This window comes from Beijerinckia sp. 28-YEA-48 (assembly GCF_900104955.1).
GTDB lineage: Bacteria > Pseudomonadota > Alphaproteobacteria > Rhizobiales > Beijerinckiaceae > Terripilifer.
Window position 1 is genome coordinate 835,865 of record NZ_FNSI01000001.1, and the last position, 17,758, is coordinate 853,622.

Below are 17,758 nucleotides of genomic sequence, written 5' to 3' on the forward strand. Positions count from 1 at the left end.
TGCTTAACGCGGCCGCTCGCTGGCGCGCCGCAAGGCATCAGCCAATGCACCACCGCTGCCGCTGGTCTCCTTGCCCGAGGAGAAGTTTTTAGCGGCGGGACGGGGGCCGCCCTGCGGGCGATTGGCCGAGGCGCCGGCGGTATTGATCTCGTCGTCGAGACGCATGGTCAAAGCAATGCGCTTACGCGGCTTGTCGACCTCCAGAACCTTCACGCGGACGATCTGGCCGGGCTTCACCACGTCGCGGGGATCCTTGACGAAGGTCTTCGACAGCGCCGAGATATGCACCAGCCCGTCCTGGTGGACGCCGATGTCGACGAAGGCGCCGAAGGCGGCGACATTGGTCACAGCGCCTTCAAGCACCATGCCGGGCTTGAGATCATTCAGCGTCTCGACGCCTTCCTGGAACTCGGCGGTCCTGAAGGCCGGGCGCGGATCGCGGCCGGGTTTCTCCAGCTCCTTGAGAATGTCGGAGACGGTGGGCACGCCGAAGGTCTCGTCGGTGAACTTGCGCGGATCGAGGCCGCGCAGGGTCTTGGCATTGCCGACCAGCACTTTGATGTCTGACTTGGTGGCGTCGAGAATGCGGCGAACCACCGGATAGGCTTCCGGATGCACGCCGGAATTGTCGAGCGGATCGTCGCCGCCGAGAATACGCAAGAAGCCCGCCGATTGCTCGAACGCCTTGGGGCCGAGCCGCGCCACTTTCTTGATATCGGCGCGACTGCTGAACGGGCCATGGGTGTCGCGATGCATGACGATGTTTTGCGCCAGGCCTTCGCCGATGCCCGACACACGCGCGAGCAGGGGGGCAGAGGCCGTGTTGACGTCGACGCCAACCGCGTTGACGCAATCCTCGACGACGGCTTCGAGCGAGCGCGACAGTTTGAACTCAGCGATGTCGTGCTGATACTGGCCGACGCCGATCGACTTGGGATCGATCTTGACCAGTTCGGCGAGCGGGTCCTGTAGACGCCGGGCAATGGAGACGGCGCCGCGCAGGGTGACGTCGAGGCCCGGTAATTCTTGTGAGGCAAAGGCCGAGGCGGAATAGACCGAGGCGCCGGCTTCCGACACGATGGCTTTGGTCAGCTTCAGTTCGGGAAACTTGCGCAGCACTTCGAGGGCAAGCTTCTCGGTTTCACGCGAAGCCGTGCCGTTGCCGATGGCGACGAGATCGACCTTATGGCGCAGGCACAGCGCAGCCACGGTGGCAATCGACTCGTCCCAGCGGCGCTGCGGTTCATGCGGATAGATGTTGGCCGTATCGACGACCTTACCGGTGGCATCGACCACGGCGACCTTGACGCCGGTGCGGAAGCCCGGATCAAGCCCCATGGTGGCGCGGGTGCCGGCGGGCGCTGCCAGCAGCAGATCGCGCAGATTGCCGGCGAAGATTTTCACGGCGTCATCTTCGGCCTGCTGCCAGAGGCGCAGACGCAGATCGACGGAGAGGCTCGACGACAAGCGGAAGCGCCAGGCGGAACGCACGGTGTCCGTCAGCCATTTGTCGCCGGGGCGGCCGTTGGGCTGGATGTTGAAGCGCAGCGCGATCTTGCGCTCATAGAGACCGGGGATGGTCAGGTCGGTGCGGCCGGGCTCGGCGTCGAAAGTGAGATCGAGGAATTCTTCCTTCTCGCCGCGGAAGAGGGCCAGCACGCGATGCGAGGGCATCTTGTCCATCTTCTGCGAGAAGTCGAAATAATCGGAGAATTTGGCGCCGTCGTTTTCCTTGCCGGCCTTCACCTTCGACAACAGCATGCCTTCGTTCCAGAAGGTCTCTCTGAGGTCGCCGATCAACTCGGCATTTTCCGAGAAGCGTTCGGTCAGGATCGCCTTGGCGCCGTCGAGGGCTGCTTCCGGCGTTTCAATGCCCTTGGTCGTATCGACGAAAGCCTCGGCCACATCGCGCGGCGTGTTCTGCGGCTCGGCGAGGAGTTTGTCGGCCAATGGTCCCAGGCCGGCTTCGATGGCGATCTGCGCCTTGGTGCGGCGCTTCTGCTTGAAGGGCAGATAAATGTCTTCGAGGCGTGCCTTGCTGTCGGCTTCCATGATCTGGCGACGCAGCGGATCGTCGAGCTTGCCCTGGGCGTCGATGCTGTCGAGGATCGCCTTACGACGGTCTTCCATCTCGCGCAGATAACGCAGCCGCTCATCCAGCGTGCGCAATTGCGTGTCGTCCAGGCCGCCGGTCACTTCCTTGCGGTAGCGTGCGACGAAGGGAACCGTGGCGCCTTCGTCGAGGAGGCCGACGGCCGCCTTGACCTGGCTCTCGTTGACACCGAGTTCGTCTGCGATGCGCGCGTCGATCGATTTCATATGTCTTCCTGATGCAGAACTTGCTGATGCAGAACTTGCCGATCCCGGACTCGTCGATCCCGGACCCAGCGCATCTATGAAGATCAGACCGCGCCCGTCAAAGGCTTGACAGGCGCGATTCTGTGGAAACGCCGACCGTTATTTTTTCGCGGCGGCTTTCTTCGCGGCCGCTTTTTTGGCAGGCGCCTTCTTTACTGCTGCTTTCTTGGCCGGTGCTTTTTTGGCGGCAGCCTTGGCTACCGGCTTGGCTGCCGGCTCGTCGTCATCAAAAGGCGCTTCGTCGGAGTCCTCGACAGCCACCTTCTTCTTCGCCGTTGTTTTGGCCGGAGCCTTCTTGCCGGCCTTGGCGCCGCCCTTCTTGGCTGCTGCCTTCTTCGGCGCCGCTGGTCCCCCCTTTTCGTCGATCAGTTCGATCGCTTCCTCAAGGGTGATGGCGTCGAGGGACGACGACTTCGGAATGGTGGCATTGACCTTGCCGACGCTGACATAGGCGCCATAGCGGCCTTCGCGCGCGACGATCTTGCCGCCTTGCGGATGGTCGCCGAGCACACGGCCGTCTCCGTCGCCGCCAGTGCCCGATTGTTTCGCGGCAATGCAGGCGATCGCTTCTTCAAGCGTGGTCTTTTCCGGGTCCGATCCCTTCGGCAAAGTGGCGTTGATCTTGCCCCAGCTGACATAGGGGCCATAACGGCCGGCCTTGACGCTGATGGCGCCGCCTTGCGGATGATCGCCGAGGGCGCGTGCCGGCGTGGCATTGCCGAAGCGGCCGCGTCCGCCGCCTTGTTCCTTGGTGACGATGAGATCGATGGCGCGATTGGCGCCGACTTCCAGCACGTCGTCGTCGCGGGTCAGACTCGCGTACATCTTGCCGTGCTGCACATAAGGACCAAAGCGACCGATGCCGGCGACGATCGGCTCGCCGCTGGTCGGATGTTTGGCGACTTCGCGTGGCAGCGACAAAAGGCCGAGCGCCTTTTCCAGTGTGACTTCGTCTTTCGGCAGACCACGGGGCAGGGAGGAGCGTTTTGGCTTCTCGCCTTCGCCCTGCTGCACATAGGGGCCGAAACGGCCTTCGCGCAGGGTGATCTCATCGCCGGTCACGGGATCGATGCCGAGAACACGGACGCCGGGGCGGCCCGCATCCTCGCCCTCAGCCTGATCGCCATTGGGGGGCGTCAGGGTGCGGGTGTAGCGGCATTCCGGATAGTTCGAACAGCCGATGAAGGCGCCGAACTTGCCGAGCTTCAGCGACAGCTGGCCATTGCCACAGGACGGGCAGCCGCGCGGGTTGCCACCGTCGGCCTTGGCCGGGAAGATGTGGGGGCCCAGCAGATCGTTGAGATTGTCGAGAACCTCCGTCGTGCGCAGGTCCTTGGTGCCAGCGATCGCGGTCGAGAAATCCTTCCAGAAATCACGCAGAACGTCTTTCCAGTTGATCTCCGCATTCGAGACGCGATCGAGCTTCTCTTCGAGATCGGCTGTGAAGTCATATTCGACATAGCGCTTGAAAAAGCTCTCGAGGAAGGCGACGACCAGGCGTCCCTTGTCCTCGGGCACCAGCCGCTTCTTATCGATCCGCACATATTCGCGGTCGCGCAGAACGGCGAGCGTCGAGGCGTAGGTCGAGGGCCGGCCGATGCCGAGCTCTTCCATGCGCTTGACCAGGGTCGCCTCGGAGAAGCGCGGCGGCGGCTCGGTGAAATGCTGGCTCGCTTCGATCTTATCCTTCGTCGCCGGATCGCCCGCCGTCATCGGCGGCAAGCGGCTGCCGTCTTCGTCTTCTTCGTCGTCCTTGCCTTCTTGATAAAGGGTGAGGAAGCCGTCGAAGCGAACGACCTGGCCGGTGGCGCGCAGTTCGATCTTGCGGGTGCCGGCTTCCGCCAACACTTCGACCGTGGTGCGCTCGAGTTCGGCCGATTCCATCTGGCTGGCGACGGTGCGGTTCCAGATCAGCTCGTAAAGGCGGAACTGATCTTTCTCGAGCACTTTGGCGAGCTGGCGTGGTAGCCGGGTAACGTCGGTCGGGCGGATGGCCTCATGGGCTTCCTGCGCATTCTTCTGCTTGGTCGTATATTTGCGCGGGACTTGAGGCACGTATTTCGCGCCATATTCCTTCTCGATCATCTGCCGGGCGGAGGCGATCGCCTCCGGCGCCACGTCGACGCCGTCGGTTCGCATATATGTAATGAGACCGACGGTCTCGCCGCCGAGATCGACGCCTTCATAGAGGCGCTGAGCCAGGCGCATGGTGATGGCCGGTGCAAAGCCAAGTTTGCGCGAGGCTTCCTGCTGCAGGGTCGAGGTGGTGAACGGCGCCCAGGGATTGCGGCGGGCGGGCTTCGCCTCGACCGACGTGATGGTGAACTTGGCGTTCTCCAGGGCCGTCTTGAAATCCTCGGCTTCCGTGCCGGAACCGATGTCGAGACGCTGAATCTTCTTGCCATCGGCGCCGACAAGACGGGCGACGAAGGGCGCGTCGTCTTTCGTCTTCAGATGGGCGGCGATCGACCAGTATTCGCGGGTAACGAATTTTTCGATTTCGAGTTCGCGGTCGCAGACCAGGCGCAGCGCCACCGATTGCACGCGGCCGGCCGAGCGGGCGCCCGGCAGTTTGCGCCACAGCACCGGCGACAGGTTGAAGCCGACCAGATAGTCGAGAGCGCGTCGCGCCATATAGGCATCGACCAGCGCCTCATCGACCTGGCGCGGGTGGCGCATGGCTTCGAGAATGGCGTTCTTGGTGATGGCGTTGAAAACGACGCGCTCGACCTTCTTGTCCTTGAGCACGCGTTTGTCGCGCAGCACTTCCAGCACATGCCAGGAGATGGCTTCACCTTCGCGATCCGGATCGGTCGCGAGAATGACTTTATCCGAGTCTTTGACCGCCTTGGCGATGTCGGACAGGCGTTTGGCCGCCTTGCCGTCGACTTCCCAGCGCATGGCAAAGTCATTCTCGGTATCGACCGAGCCATCCTTGGCGGGCAGATCGCGGACATGACCAAAGGAGGCCAGGACTTCATAGTCCTTGCCCAGATATTTGTTGATCGTCTTGGCCTTTGCCGGCGATTCGACGATGACGACAGCACTCATTGCGGGGAACGCCTCGCAGGCTAAATCATTGAAATATTTTGAGGATACCCATTCGAAGAGGATCGGGCTTAAGACACCCGGAGCCGGTCCGCATGGACATTCGATCGGCCGGGAACATGGTGTAGGGTCTGCCAAGTGTCAAATTGTGGGCGCTGCGGGCGGGGGCTCAGGCCTGCATCAGGTGACTTTCTCAAGTCATTTAATTGTCTGATTTTGAAGGTGTTTATATCTCTGGCAGGGCACTGGCGGGTGCTTTTGTGGCCACATCACGATTTTGCGCCCGATTGCCGAAGGCGGTGCGCAAGTGCCACCGATATCTTGCGGATTCCGCATCTTGGCCTATAGACCAGCCGATATGACCGCTCGCGCCACTCCCGTCTTCCCCCATCGGCACCTGCTCGGCATCGAAGGGCTTTCCCGGCCGGATATCGAGGCTTTGCTCGATCTGGCTGAAGAAGCCGTCAAAGTTTCCCGCCAGGTCGAAAAGAAACGCGCCGTGCTCAGCGGCCGCACATTGATCAACCTGTTCTTCGAAGCGTCGACGCGCACGCAGGCGTCCTTCGAACTGGCCGGCAAGCGCCTGGGCGCCGACGTCATGAATATGTCGGTGGCCACGTCGTCGGTGAACAAGGGCGAGACCCTGATCGACACGGCCGCGACCTTGAACGCGATGCGGCCCGATCTCATCGTCGTGCGCCACCATCATTCCGGCGCGGTGCATCTGCTGTCGCAGAAAGTATCCTGCTCGGTCATCAATGCCGGCGACGGCAGCCACGAACATCCGACGCAGGCACTGCTCGACGCCTTGACCATCCGTCGCAATAAGGGCCGCATCGAAGGCCTGACCGTGGCGATCTGCGGTGACGTCGCCCATTCCCGCGTTGCGCGCTCCAACATCATTCTGCTGACCCATCTGGGGGCGCGCGTGCGCGTCGTCGGCCCGTCGACCTTGCTGCCGGCGGGGATCGAGCGCATGGGCGTTGAAGTGCACCACTCGATGGAGACGGGCCTTCGCGATGCCGATATTGTCATGATGCTGAGACTGCAGCGTGAGCGTATGCAAGGCGCCTTCATCCCTTCGCTGAAGGAATTCGCGCGCTTCTACGGCCTCGACGAGGACAAGCTGAAGTGGGCCAAGCCCGACGCGCTGGTCATGCATCCGGGTCCGATGAACCGCGGTGTCGAGATCGACTCCGCTGTCGCCGACGGGCCGCGCTCCCTCATTACCGAGCAGGTCGAGATGGGCGTTGCTGTTCGCATGGCCGTTCTCGAAGCTCTGTCGCAGAACCTGCCCAATGGCTGATGCAATGACCTCTTTGCCCGTCGCTCTCCTCAACGCGCGCCTGCTCGATCCGGCCACCGGCACCGAGACGCCGGGCGGCGTGTTGGTCGAAAACGGTTGCATCGTCGAAGTCGGCGCCAAGGTGACGAAGGCCAATGTCGGTGCGCGCACCGAGGTTGTCGATTGTGCTGGCGACATCGTCAGCCCGGGCCTCATTGATATGTGCGTCTTCGTCGGCGAGCCGGGCGCGAGCCATCGCGAGACGATTGCCACCGCGAGCCGGGCGGCAGCCGCCGGCGGCGTCACGACGATCGTTGCGGCGCCCAACACCAATCCGCCGATGGATGGCGCGGCCAGCGTCGATTATCTGATGCGCCGGGCGCGCGACAATGCGCGGGTGCGTGTTCTGCCGTGCGCGGCGCTGACCAAGGGCCTCGCCGGCATCGAGATCGCCGAGATCGGCCTGCTCCAGGAAGCGGGCGCTGTCGCCTTTTCCAATGGACCGAATTCGGTGGTGTCGTCGCAGGTGATGCGCCGCGCCATGATCTACGCGCGTGACTTCAACGCCATTGTCATCCATCGCGCCGAGGATCCCGAGCTAGCGCGCTCCGGCGTGATGAACGAAGGCGAGTTCGCTAGCCGCATCGGCTTGCCGGGCATTCCGCGCGAGGCGGAAGCGATCATCCTCGATCGCGACATGCGGCTCGTGGCGCTGACCTTTGGCGACGGCGCGCAGGGCGGCCATTATCACGCGCAGATGGTGACGACGACTTTGTCGCTCGAGATCATCGCCAAAGCGAAGGCCGCCGGCCTGCCGGTGAGCTGCGCCACGTCGATCAATCATCTGACTTTGAATGAAAGCGATATCGGTCAGTATCGGACCTTCCTGAAATTGTCGCCGCCACTGCGGGCGGAAGAAGAGCGCATGGCGCTGGTCGAGGCGCTCGCCGGCGGCCTTATCGACGTCATTATGTCTGATCACAATCCGCAGGATGTCGAAGCCAAGCGCGTGCCGTTCTCGGAAGCTGAATATGGCGCGATTGGTCTTGAGACCATGCTGTCGGCGGGACTGCGCCTGGTGCGCTCCGGCCAGGTGTCGCTCGGGCGCTTGATCAACGCGATGACGGTGCGGCCGGCTGAGATTTTGGGGCTGCCGCAGGGCCGCTTGCAAAAGGGCGCGCCCGCCGATCTGATCCGTTTCGATCCCGACGAGCCCTATGTGGTCGATCCGTCGCGTCTGCAATCGCGCTCGAAGAACACACCGTTCGACGAAGCTCGCTTGGAGGGGGTCGTCAAACTGACAATGGTGGCTGGCACAATTGTCTAAGGCGGTTGGGTGGATGCGGTTTGCCGTTGCGGCGAAGCGCGTTAATGTCACCTTTCTTGCCGGGCTCTAGACTACGAGAAGACATGTTTCTGGATCTGCCGCAAAACCTGATCGCGCTTGCCATCGGCTATCTCCTGGGCTCGATCCCCTTTGGCCTGGTGCTGACGAAGCTCGCCGGGATGGAGGATCTGCGCTCCATCGGCTCGGGCAATATCGGCGCGACCAATGTGCTGCGCACCGGGCATAAGGGACTCGCGGCGGGAACCCTGGTGCTCGATGCGCTGAAAGGCACGATTGCCGTGCTGATCGGCGCGCAGCTCGGCGAATATCAAGCGATCATCGCCGGCCTTGGCGCTTTTCTGGGTCATCTCTATCCGGTCTGGCTCAAGTTTAAGGGCGGCAAGGGCGTCGCCACTTTCCTTGGCTGCGCCTTGGGTCTTGCCTGGCCGGGCGCGCTTGTGTTCGCGGTGGTCTGGCTCGGTGTCGCGGCGATCACGCGCTATTCGTCGGTGGCGGCGCTTGCCGCGAGTGCCGCGACGCCGCTGGCGCTGTGGCTCATGGGACGCCCCGAAGCGGTCGAACTCTTCGTCGCTCTAACCGCGTTGCTGTGGTTCAAGCACTGGCCGAATATTTCGCGGCTGATGGACGGCACCGAAACCAAGATCGGCCAGAAGCCGTGACGGAAGCGCGCGCCGAAAGACATCGTCTTTCCGACGCGCATTTGCCAGACGCGCATTTGCTGGACTGGCTGCAGCTCACCCGCAGCGACAATATCGGTCCGCGCACGTTTCAATCGCTCCTGCAACGTTTCGGCAGCGCCACAGCGGCGCTGAATGCCTTGCCGCGTCTCATCGCCAAGCAGAGCGGCGCGCGCGCCATTCGTCTCGCGGTACGCGAAGATTGCGAGCGCGAGTTGGACATGCTGCGCCGAAAGGGCGGGCAGTTCCTGACGCTGGATGACAGTGCTTATCCGCAGGCGCTCCGCGCCATCGACGCGCCGCCGCCAGTGATCGCCGTGCTTGGCAATCTCGATGTTTTGGCGCGGCCGATGGTGGCGATCGTTGGTTCGCGCAACGCCTCGGTCTATGGCGCGAAATTCGCGACCGCCACGGCGCAGGAATTGGGCGAGGCCGGTTTCGTGATCGCCTCTGGTCTGGCGCGCGGTATCGATGAGAGCGCGCATCGCGCATCGTTGGCGACAGGCACCGTGGCGGTGCTCGCCGGTGGTCTCGACAAGATATATCCGGCGGAGAATGTGCCGTTGGCCGAGGCGATGTGCGAACGCGGCGCGGTCATCTCCGAAATGCCCCTGGCATGGGTGCCGCGCGGACGCGATTTTCCGCGCCGCAATCGCATTGTCTCGGGCTTGGCGCTGGGCACCGTGGTTGTCGAAGCGGCGCGGCGATCTGGTTCGCTGATCACGGCGCGCTATGCCAATGAGCAGGGCCGGGAAGTGTTCGCGGTTCCAGGCTCGCCGTTCGATCCGCGCGCTGAAGGCACCAATGATTTGTTGCGCCAAGGTGCGACGCTATGCACACGCAGCGCCGACGTGATCGAAGCGCTGGAACCATTGATGGTGACAGGTCCGCAACGTCAGGGCGCGCAAGCCGCGTCTGATGAAGACGCGCCGGATCTCTTCGAGGCCATCGCGCCGCGCGATGGCGCGGATGAGACGGTCTCGCAGCAACCGCTCGCGCCTGCCTTTGCCCGCAGCGTCGTGCCACAGGATTTCGTCGAGCGTTTGCGCGCCTTGCTGGGGCCATCGCCGGTGTCGATCGATGATCTCGTGCGCGTCACGGGACGTCCGGTGGCGGAAGTTCAGGCCGCGATCCTGGAGCTTGACCTTCAGGGCGCCATCGGCCGCCAAGGCGGCAACCGTATCACACTGATGCCATAGGCTGTTTTGGCTCGATTTTAAGCATCACAACCTGTGATTGCATACCGGCAATGCAACTCCTTGTCTGGCAAAGCGTTCAACCTACATTCAGGTAGGTGCCGATAAGTTCAGCCCCAAATGGTCGGCTGAACAGGCCGGCCTCTTTCATAAGGGGACTGCGTCATGTTTTCGAGCAAACCGATGAAGGTACTGCCGGTCTTGGCCGGCGCGGCCTTCGCAATTGGACTGATCGGCCAGGCTTCGGCCTTGCCGATGGACTCGTCGCTGGGCAAGGCGGCGACTGAAGCTTCGCCAATGGTGCAGGATGTGCGCTATGTCGCGAAAAAGCGGCATGTGGTGAAGCGGCATAGAGCGACGCGCCATCATGTGCGTTACGGGCGTCATGTGCGTTACGGGCATCGCGGCTACGGCCCGGCGGCTGCGTTCGGCGTGTTCGCGGCCGGTATCGGCGCCGCCATCGCGGCGGATAGCTACAACAATGGCTACTACTACGGGCCGGGCTACGGCTACGGACCGGGCTATTACGGCTACAACTACGGCTATGCGGCGCCGGCCTATTACGGGCCGCGTTATCGCTACGGCGGATACGGTCACCGTCCGTTCTACGGCCGCACGACGGCGATAGTCCCGGGCTATCGCGGCTTCCATGGCGGTGGTTTTGGCGGTGGCGGCCGGGTTATCGGCGGCGGCGGCTTTCACGGAGGTGGCGGTTTCCATGGCGGTGGTTTCCATGGTGGCGCCACGACCATGCGCATCAAATAAGCCTGAGCCGTTGGATTGAAATCAAGACGTCGCGGCATCGATGTGCCGCGACGTTTTTCATTCAGCCTTTTCGTTCAGCCTTGGCTGAGCCGCTGCAGTCGGTCGAGAACGCCTTGCAGAATATAAGCGGCGGCCATGCGATCGACCACTTCGGCCCGCTTAGCGCGCGAGACGTCCTGTTCGATCAATTGCCGGGTGACGGCAGCTGTCGACAGGCGCTCGTCCTGCAACAGGAACGGTCTTTGATCGAGCGCGGCGAAACTGCGGATGAAGGCGCGGGTCGATTGGGCGCGCGGGCCTTCGCTGCCATCCATGTTCAACGGCAGGCCGATGATGAACGCGGCGATGTCATAGGTCTTGGCAAGCTCCAGCATGCGGGCCGCATCCTTGCTGAACTTGACCCGCTTGATGGTCTCCAGCGGCGTGGCGATGCGCCGCTCGACGTCGGAGATCGCCAGACCGATGGTTTTCGTGCCGAGATCGATGCCCATGAGACGCGAGCGCGCGTGCAGCCGGGGCAACAGGGTTTCGGGGGTGACGATTTCGACGCTCATCGGGGCGGCCTATCATGGCGGTGGCTGTCTGTCTCGTCGCCCGGCAGCCAATCCGGTGCCAGAACGGACCGGCTGGCTAATATTCAGGCTGATTCGGCTTAAATTTGCCCGGCGGCCCGCGCAAATGCTATAGCCGCGCAGCTTTCAACCATATGGGGATTTCATGTCGGTCGATCACGCGACCGTGCGGCGTATTGCGCATCTGGCGCGGATCGCCGTCACAGAAGAAGAGGTGCCGCACCTCGCCGGCGAACTCAACGCCATCCTGTCTTTCGTCGCCGAGCTCGACAAGGCGGACGTTGCCGGCGTTGAGCCGATGACATCGGTCATTCCCATGAGCATGCGCATGCGTGCCGACGTGGTGAGCGACCAGGCGGGCGCCGATGCTGTCGTCGCCAATGCGCCGCAGCGCGAGGAACATTTCTTCGTCGTTCCGAAGGTGATCGAATGACGCGGCCGACCGACCTGACCCTCGCCGAGGCGCGCGACGCTCTTACCAAGCGCAGCCTCTCGGCCACCGAACTGACCCAAGCGCATATCGATGCGGTTGCCGGCGCGCGCGCCCTGAATGCCTTCATCGTCGAGACGCCGGAACAGGCGCTGGCCATGGCGAAAGCCTCCGACGAGAAGATCGCGCGCGGCGCCGCTGGTCCGCTCGAGGGGCTGCCGATCGGCGTTAAGGATCTTTACGCCACCCAGGGTGTTCACACCCAGGCGTGCAGCCACATCCTCGATGGCTTCAAGCCGGTCTATGAATCCAGCGTCACCGCGCAACTGTGGCGCGATGGCGCGGTGATGCTCGGCAAGCTCAACATGGACGAGTTCGCCATGGGCTCGTCGAACGAGACTTCGTTCTATGGACCGGTCGCTTCGCCCTGGCTGCCGCCGAATTGGACGGTTGAACAGGGTAGGGCGGCGGCGCTCAAAGCCGACAAGCATGGCTTGCTCGTGCCCGGCGGATCTTCGGGCGGTTCGGCTTCTGCTGTCGCGGCGCGCCTGTGTCTTGCCGCCACCGCGTCCGACACTGGCGGTTCGATCCGCCAGCCAGCGGCGTTCACCGGCACGGTTGGCATCAAGCCCACCTATGGCCGCTGCTCGCGCTGGGGCATGGTGGCGTTTGCCTCCTCGCTTGATCAGGCGGGCCCCATCGCCCGCACGGTGCGCGACTGCGCCATCTTGCTCGGCTCGATGGCCGGGTACGATCCGAAGGATACGACGAGCGCCGATCTGCCGGTGCCCGATTACGAGAAGGCCATCGGCGCCTCCGTGCGCGGCATGCGCATCGGCATCCCGAAGGAATATCGCCTCGACGGCATGCCCGAGGAAATCGAGACGCTGTGGCAGCAGGGCATTGCCTGGCTGAAGGACGCGGGCGCCGAGATCGTCGACATCAGCCTGCCGCACACGCGCTACGCTTTGCCGGCCTATTACATCGTCGCGCCGGCGGAAGCCTCGTCCAATCTCGCCCGCTACGACGGCGTGCGCTACGGCCTGCGGATGCCCGGCAAGGACATCGTCGGCATGTACGAGAACACGCGGGCTGAAGGCTTCGGCAAGGAAGTTCGGCGGCGCGTGATGATCGGCACCTATGTGCTGTCGGCGGGCTACTACGACGCCTATTACGTCAAGGCGCAGCAGATCCGCACGCTGATCAAGCGCGACTTCGAGACCGTGTTCGCCGCGGGCGTCGACGCCATTCTGACACCGGCGACACCGTCGGCGGCTTTCGGCATTGGCGAGAAGGGCTCAGCCGATCCGATCGAGATGTATCTGAACGACATCTTCACGGTGACGGTGAACATGGCGGGGCTGCCCGGCATCGCGGTGCCGGCGGGCCTGTCACGTGACGGGCTGCCGCTTGGCCTGCAGCTCATCGGCAAGCCGTTTGAAGAACAGACCCTGTTCACATTGGCCGTAGCGATCGAACAGGCGGCAGGTCGGATCAGCCTGCCCGAGGCGTGGTGGTCCTAGGACCCGGTTAAACCGGATCCTAGCTGTTTTGTTTTGATGCATTTTCTTGGCGCGAACTGGCATCTGCTGCGCGCGAAAATGCCATAGAGAACTCTGGAAGACAGACATGAGCGCATCCGCAGCAACCAAGTCCGCAGCAGCCAAGTCCTCGAAGCTCGTCAGGGGCGCCACCGGCGATTGGGAAATCGTCGTCGGCATGGAGATCCACGCGCAGGTGAATTCGCGCGCCAAATTGTTCTCCGGCGCCTCGACCACCTTCGGTGGCGACGCCAACAGCCATGTCTCTCTGGTCGATGCCGCCATGCCCGGCATGCTGCCGGTGATCAACGAGGAATGCGTCAAGCAGGCGGTGCGCACGGGCCTCGGCCTCAAGGCGCAGATCAACCTGCGCTCGGTCTTCGATCGTAAGAATTATTTTTATCCTGATTTGCCGCAGGGCTATCAGATCAGCCAGTACAAAAGCCCGATCGTCGGCGAAGGCGAAGTCGTCGTCGATGTGTCGCCGACCGAGCAGATCCGCGTCGGCATCGAGCGGCTGCATCTGGAACAGGACGCCGGCAAGTCGGTGCATGACCAGTCGCCCGACAACAGTCTGGTCGATCTCAACCGATCCGGTGTGGCGCTGATGGAAATCGTCTCAAAACCGGACATCCGTTCGGCCGACGAAGCACGCGCTTATGTTTCCAAGATGCGCACGATCCTGCGTTACATCGGCACCTGCGATGGTGACATGGAGAAGGGCAATCTGCGCGCCGACGTGAACGTTTCGGTGCGCCGTCCTGGCGAGCCTCTCGGCACGCGCTGCGAGATCAAGAACGTCAATTCGATCCGCTTCATCGGCCAGGCGGTTGATGTGGAAGCGCGGCGGCAGATCGCCATCCTGGAAGATGGCGGCAGCATCGATCAGGAGACCCGTCTCTTCGACCCGGCGCGCGGTGAGACGCGTTCCATGCGCTCCAAAGAGGAGGCGCACGACTATCGGTATTTCCCCGACCCGGATCTCCTGCCGCTCGAATTCGATCAGGCGTTCGTGGATGCGCTTGCGGCGGAATTGCCCGAGCTGCCGGACGCCAAGATCGCCCGCTTCATGAACGACTATGGGCTGCAGGCTTACGACGCCAACGTGCTGGCGAGCGAACGCGAGTCCGCTGAATATTTCGAAGCCGTTGCCCGTGGGCGAGACGCCAAGACGGCGGCCAACTGGGTGATCAACGAACTGTTCGGCCGGTTGAACCGGGAAGGCATCGAGATCACGGCTTCGCCGGTTTCGGCCGAGCAGCTTGGCGCCATCCTCGACCTGATGGCGGCCTCCACCATCTCCGGCAAGATCGCCAAGGACGTGTTCGAGATCGTTTGGAAGGAAGGCGGCGACCCGCACGCCATCGTCGACGCGCGCGGCATGAAGCAGGTCACCGACACCGGTGCGATCGAGGCGGTGATCGATGCCATCGTCGCCGACAACGCGGACAAGGTCGCGCAGGTTCGGGTGAAGCCGACGATGCTTGGATGGTTCGTCGGACAGGTCATGAAGCAGAGCGGCGGTAAGGCTAATCCGCAGGTCGTGAACGACCTCCTGAAGCGCAAACTCGAACTCTAAATCGGTCGAATCATACCACCCCGATTCGGGGCAGTTGCGCGATTTTGGGTTTTGGCGGTGATCACAAGCGCCAAAATTTTCTCTATTCCCAAAATTTTTTTTGAGGTGTTGCCGACGCGTCGGCGACACCCTTCGGAATGCTTGCGCGTTAATCCGTAAACACGCGCCGGCATCCTTTGACTCGCTGCCTTCGACGTCATGCGCGAAGCGTCGGCGCTGATGCGATGATGATCGATGCGATTGCGATGCGCCACCTTGCACCGATGAGAATCGGAAGCCGTTGCGCTTTACGTCGTCAATTCAGTTTTTCAGGAGAATCAATGAGTTTTCTTATTGAATCGATCTGCGGTGCATCTAAGCGAAGATCATCGCTTGATGCTTCTTGGCATCGCGGCGATGCGCGAAGGGAATGGATTGAAAGGGCGTGATGACCCACGTCGATGGTGGGTACACTTTCTTGAATCCGGATCGATAAGTCTGCGTGTTGGATGCGTCGTCGGACGTGTTGGAAAGAGCGTCGCGACCATGCTGAAAGGCCCCGCAACACGGCTTGTTGCGCGCAGACGACTTGCACAACTAGTTAACCTCGCTAACTTATGTCTGCCTGATGCCGACGAAAGCTCGTCGGCTGTCAACTTAGAGGGGACCTCAGATGGCTAAGGCAGCTAAGCGTAAACCGGCCAAGAAGGCCGTGAAGAAAGCAGTGAAGAAGGCGACCGCCAAGAAGAAGGTTGCCAAGAAGAAGACCGCCAAGAAGAAAGCTTCTAAGAAGAAGTAAGTGGCTTTCGGGCGGACCGGCTTAGGCTGGTCAGGCTCGAAGCGCTGACCAGACTTCAGCGGTTCGGAGACATAAGCGAAATGTTTTGGTCGGCCTGTTTGCCGAGGGGTTACCTCCAGACAGTCTAGGCAATTAACAGATCGTTTCGTTCAGGTCTCATCTTCATCTGGTCCCTCGCATGGCAACATGCGGGGGACTATTGTTTTGGGGCCTGCGGTTGGGGGGCTTTTGCCACTCCCACCTTGAGGGCCTCGGCCCTAAGACGCGGGCCTTCGACGCCCTGGAGCCTAGCGCTTGTCGCGCCGGTTTTGCTGGGCGCAGTCCTGGGCGAAGTCGCGCCAGAGACGGCCCGCCGCGGTTCCATCCAGTTTCATCGCCTGCCAGCGGGTGGCGCAATAACGCAGCGTCGCGCGGTCGAGGGGCGGGCGTTCCACCTCTGTCTCGGGACGGGCGGCGGGTGGTTGCGGCTCGGTAGCTGGTGCCGGCTGATCGAGGTTTGGCGGGCGGGGCGGCGGCAGTGGGACATTGGTCGGAAGCGTCGACCGCGTGCCTTGGGCAAGCGCGGGAGTGATGGCGACCGAGGCAAGCACTGACCCGATCGAGAGGATAAGCGAACAGATCGCGCCGGGGCGGTACACCAGCCATCGCCGGGTGCTTGTGTTTCCCATCATGAGCCTTTCAGGCCACAGGATGACCGCACATGCAAGGGTGCAGGCGCTTCTACGCGATGCGCATGCATGCCGGTGGCGGAATAAAGCATCTTACTCCGCATGAATCTCCTTCGCGATGAATCTCCCGTGGGAAAATGGCGTTTCGTCTGACGGAAAGTTGGACGGAGATGTCCGCCGATGGTGGCACACCTTGGGCTTCAGTTGGCCCCTTGCGTCGTTCAGGCACCCGAGTACGATCCTCGCGAGAGACGGGTAGTAAACCCGCCGCTGGGAGAGCGCCCGCATCGAAGTCGGACAAAGTTGGACACGGCACGCCTGGAGATTTCAGCGGCTAACTCCAGGGCTTGGGAAGGAAATTGCGAGATGAGCGCTGGTGATGTGAAAGCCGAAAGCAGAGCGTCGGACTACCGGTGCGATCAGGTCGGCAGTCTGTTGCGGCCGCCCCATCTCCTCGATGCGCGGGATGCTTTCAAGACGGGCCAGATCGATCGCCAAGCCCTGCGGGCGGCGGAAGACAAGGCGGTGCTGGAAGTTCTGCAGGTGCAGAAAGACGCTGGCATGGCGATCTTCACCGATGGCGAGATGCGGCGCGATTCCTGGCAGACGGTGTTCAGCGAGGCGGTTGACGGGTTTGAGGAAAAATATCCGATCCGGGAGTTTAAGCGGCCGGATGGCACCGTCGCCCGGTTGCAGATGCATACCAAGGCGATCACCGGCCAGGTGCGGCAAAAGCAGCGACTGGCCGGTGTCGATGCCGCCTTTCTGAGCGGCCACGCGCCGGGGCCGTTTAAGATCACCATGCCGAGCCCGGCGATGATCGCACGGCAGAGCTATCGCCGCGGCGATACGGACAAAGCCTATCCCGATGCCAACGCGCTGCGCGTCGATCTTGGTGACATTGTCACGGGCGAAATGAAGGCGCTGGCGCGGGAAGGGTGCGCCTATCTCCAACTCGACGAGGGCTTCACCGTCTATGCCGATCCGGCGCGGCTAGCGATCATGGTGGAGGAGGGGCTCGACGCCGACCAGGCGCTCGAGGAAGACATCGCGTTGGAAAATGCCTGCTACGACGCGGTGCGCCGGCCGGGGCTGACCTTGGCGATGCATCTGTGCCGGGGCAGCCGTGCTGGTTTCGCGCGCGGCAAGGGTGGCTATGACTGGCTGGCCGAACGTCTGTTCGAGCTGCTGCATGTCGATCGCTATCTGCTCGAATATGACAGCGACAAGGTGGGCGGTTTCGAGCCGTTGCGGCATCTGCCCAAGGGCAAGGTGGCGGTGCTGGGCCTGGTCAGCAGCACGAACCCGCGTCTTGAAAGCCGCGATGAATTGCTGCGCCGCATCGAGAGCGCTGCCGAACACTGCCCGATCGAGCGCCTCGCCATCAGCAGCCAGTGCGGTTTTCAAGGCGCGGCGACCCGCGACGGGGCGCATATGAGCTTCGACGATCAGCGCCGCAAGCTGGAGCGGATCGGTGAGGTTGCCCAAGAGGTTTGGGGCTGAGATCGAGCTC

General features: G+C 62.6%; 14 protein-coding genes. 10 read left to right on the forward strand and 4 right to left on the reverse strand.

Features of this window, described 5'->3' with window-relative positions:
- Window positions 1-3: 3 nt before the first annotated feature.
- On the reverse strand, window positions 4-2,319 hold the full coding sequence (locus tag BLW50_RS03985) for a Tex family protein (RefSeq protein ID WP_090697765.1): 2,316 nt from the start codon (window positions 2,317-2,319) through the stop codon (window positions 4-6).
- 138 nt (window positions 2,320-2,457) lie between these two features.
- Window positions 2,458-5,409: a type I DNA topoisomerase gene (gene topA, locus BLW50_RS03990; protein ID WP_090697768.1), complete on the reverse strand. Its 2,952-nt coding sequence runs from the start codon at window positions 5,407-5,409 to the stop codon at window positions 2,458-2,460.
- A 355-nt stretch (window positions 5,410-5,764) separates the two neighbouring features.
- Between topA and BLW50_RS03995 the strand changes: the two genes are divergently transcribed.
- The 5 genes from BLW50_RS03995 (at window position 5,765) to BLW50_RS30595 (ending at window position 10,677) form a co-directional block, all read left to right on the forward strand.
- Window positions 5,765-6,712, forward strand: a complete 948-nt coding sequence (locus tag BLW50_RS03995) for an aspartate carbamoyltransferase catalytic subunit (RefSeq protein WP_090697772.1) — start codon at window positions 5,765-5,767, stop codon at window positions 6,710-6,712.
- 4 nt (window positions 6,713-6,716) lie between these two features.
- Window positions 6,717-8,018 (forward strand): dihydroorotase, encoded by a 1,302-nt coding sequence (gene pyrC, locus BLW50_RS04000; RefSeq protein ID WP_090708664.1) that lies wholly within the window; start codon window positions 6,717-6,719, stop codon window positions 8,016-8,018.
- Window positions 8,019-8,101: 83 nt separating this feature from the next.
- Window positions 8,102-8,698: a glycerol-3-phosphate 1-O-acyltransferase PlsY gene (gene plsY / locus BLW50_RS04005; protein ID WP_090697776.1), complete on the forward strand. Its 597-nt coding sequence runs from the start codon at window positions 8,102-8,104 to the stop codon at window positions 8,696-8,698.
- Window positions 8,695-9,915, forward strand: coding sequence for a DNA-processing protein DprA (gene dprA / locus BLW50_RS04010; protein WP_244544131.1), 1,221 nt, complete (start codon window positions 8,695-8,697; stop codon window positions 9,913-9,915). Before plsY ends, dprA begins: the two co-directional genes overlap by 4 nt.
- Before the next feature lie 162 nt (window positions 9,916-10,077).
- Window positions 10,078-10,677: a hypothetical protein gene (locus BLW50_RS30595; RefSeq protein ID WP_090697779.1), complete on the forward strand. Its 600-nt coding sequence runs from the start codon at window positions 10,078-10,080 to the stop codon at window positions 10,675-10,677.
- Between the two features lie 74 nt (window positions 10,678-10,751).
- On the opposite strand, the gene ruvX is transcribed toward BLW50_RS30595, so the two are convergent.
- Window positions 10,752-11,231 carry a Holliday junction resolvase RuvX gene (gene ruvX, locus BLW50_RS04020; protein ID WP_090697783.1) on the reverse strand — a complete coding sequence of 160 codons (480 nt, stop codon included), beginning with the start codon at window positions 11,229-11,231 and terminating at the stop codon, window positions 10,752-10,754.
- A gap of 163 nt (window positions 11,232-11,394) precedes the next feature.
- Here ruvX and gatC point away from each other — a divergent pair, with 163 nt between their 5' ends.
- From gatC to BLW50_RS31215, 4 genes are all read left to right on the forward strand, one after another.
- Complete coding sequence (gatC, locus tag BLW50_RS04025) at window positions 11,395-11,682, forward strand: Asp-tRNA(Asn)/Glu-tRNA(Gln) amidotransferase subunit GatC (protein ID WP_090697787.1); 288 nt, start codon at window positions 11,395-11,397, stop codon at window positions 11,680-11,682.
- On the forward strand, window positions 11,679-13,202 hold the full coding sequence (gene gatA / locus BLW50_RS04030; protein ID WP_090697789.1) for an Asp-tRNA(Asn)/Glu-tRNA(Gln) amidotransferase subunit GatA: 1,524 nt from the start codon (window positions 11,679-11,681) through the stop codon (window positions 13,200-13,202). The genes gatC and gatA overlap by 4 nt, the downstream gene beginning before the upstream one ends.
- A gap of 106 nt (window positions 13,203-13,308) precedes the next feature.
- Entirely contained in the window at window positions 13,309-14,799 is a 1,491-nt protein-coding gene (gatB, locus tag BLW50_RS04035) for an Asp-tRNA(Asn)/Glu-tRNA(Gln) amidotransferase subunit GatB (RefSeq protein WP_090697792.1), read from the forward strand.
- A 652-nt stretch (window positions 14,800-15,451) separates the two neighbouring features.
- Window positions 15,452-15,577, forward strand: coding sequence for a hypothetical protein (locus BLW50_RS31215; RefSeq protein ID WP_280141447.1), 126 nt, complete (start codon window positions 15,452-15,454; stop codon window positions 15,575-15,577).
- Between the two features lie 287 nt (window positions 15,578-15,864).
- Here BLW50_RS31215 and BLW50_RS04040 read toward each other — a convergent pair whose 3' ends face one another.
- Window positions 15,865-16,248 (reverse strand): hypothetical protein, encoded by a 384-nt coding sequence (locus BLW50_RS04040; RefSeq protein ID WP_139267452.1) that lies wholly within the window; start codon window positions 16,246-16,248, stop codon window positions 15,865-15,867.
- A 363-nt stretch (window positions 16,249-16,611) separates the two neighbouring features.
- Between BLW50_RS04040 and BLW50_RS04045 the strand changes: the two genes are divergently transcribed.
- Window positions 16,612-17,748 (forward strand): cobalamin-independent methionine synthase II family protein, encoded by a 1,137-nt coding sequence (locus tag BLW50_RS04045; protein WP_170849974.1) that lies wholly within the window; start codon window positions 16,612-16,614, stop codon window positions 17,746-17,748.
- The last annotated feature ends 10 nt before the right edge of the window (window positions 17,749-17,758 follow it).

Coding starts and splice junctions, on each gene's coding strand:
- BLW50_RS03985 (WP_090697765.1), bottom strand. CDS start 2,319: ATGAAATCGATCGACGCGCGCATCGCAGACGAACTCGGTGTCAACGAG.
- topA (WP_090697768.1), bottom strand. CDS start 5,409: ATGAGTGCTGTCGTCATCGTCGAATCGCCGGCAAAGGCCAAGACGATC.
- BLW50_RS03995 (WP_090697772.1), top strand. CDS start 5,765: ATGACCGCTCGCGCCACTCCCGTCTTCCCCCATCGGCACCTGCTCGGC.
- pyrC (WP_090708664.1), top strand. CDS start 6,717: ATGACCTCTTTGCCCGTCGCTCTCCTCAACGCGCGCCTGCTCGATCCG.
- plsY (WP_090697776.1), top strand. CDS start 8,102: ATGTTTCTGGATCTGCCGCAAAACCTGATCGCGCTTGCCATCGGCTAT.
- BLW50_RS30595 (WP_090697779.1), top strand. CDS start 10,078: ATGTTTTCGAGCAAACCGATGAAGGTACTGCCGGTCTTGGCCGGCGCG.
- ruvX (WP_090697783.1), bottom strand. CDS start 11,231: ATGAGCGTCGAAATCGTCACCCCCGAAACCCTGTTGCCCCGGCTGCAC.
- gatC (WP_090697787.1), top strand. CDS start 11,395: ATGTCGGTCGATCACGCGACCGTGCGGCGTATTGCGCATCTGGCGCGG.
- gatA (WP_090697789.1), top strand. CDS start 11,679: ATGACGCGGCCGACCGACCTGACCCTCGCCGAGGCGCGCGACGCTCTT.
- gatB (WP_090697792.1), top strand. CDS start 13,309: ATGAGCGCATCCGCAGCAACCAAGTCCGCAGCAGCCAAGTCCTCGAAG.
- BLW50_RS31215 (WP_280141447.1), top strand. CDS start 15,452: ATGGCTAAGGCAGCTAAGCGTAAACCGGCCAAGAAGGCCGTGAAGAAA.
- BLW50_RS04040 (WP_139267452.1), bottom strand. CDS start 16,248: ATGATGGGAAACACAAGCACCCGGCGATGGCTGGTGTACCGCCCCGGC.
- BLW50_RS04045 (WP_170849974.1), top strand. CDS start 16,612: ATGAGCGCTGGTGATGTGAAAGCCGAAAGCAGAGCGTCGGACTACCGG.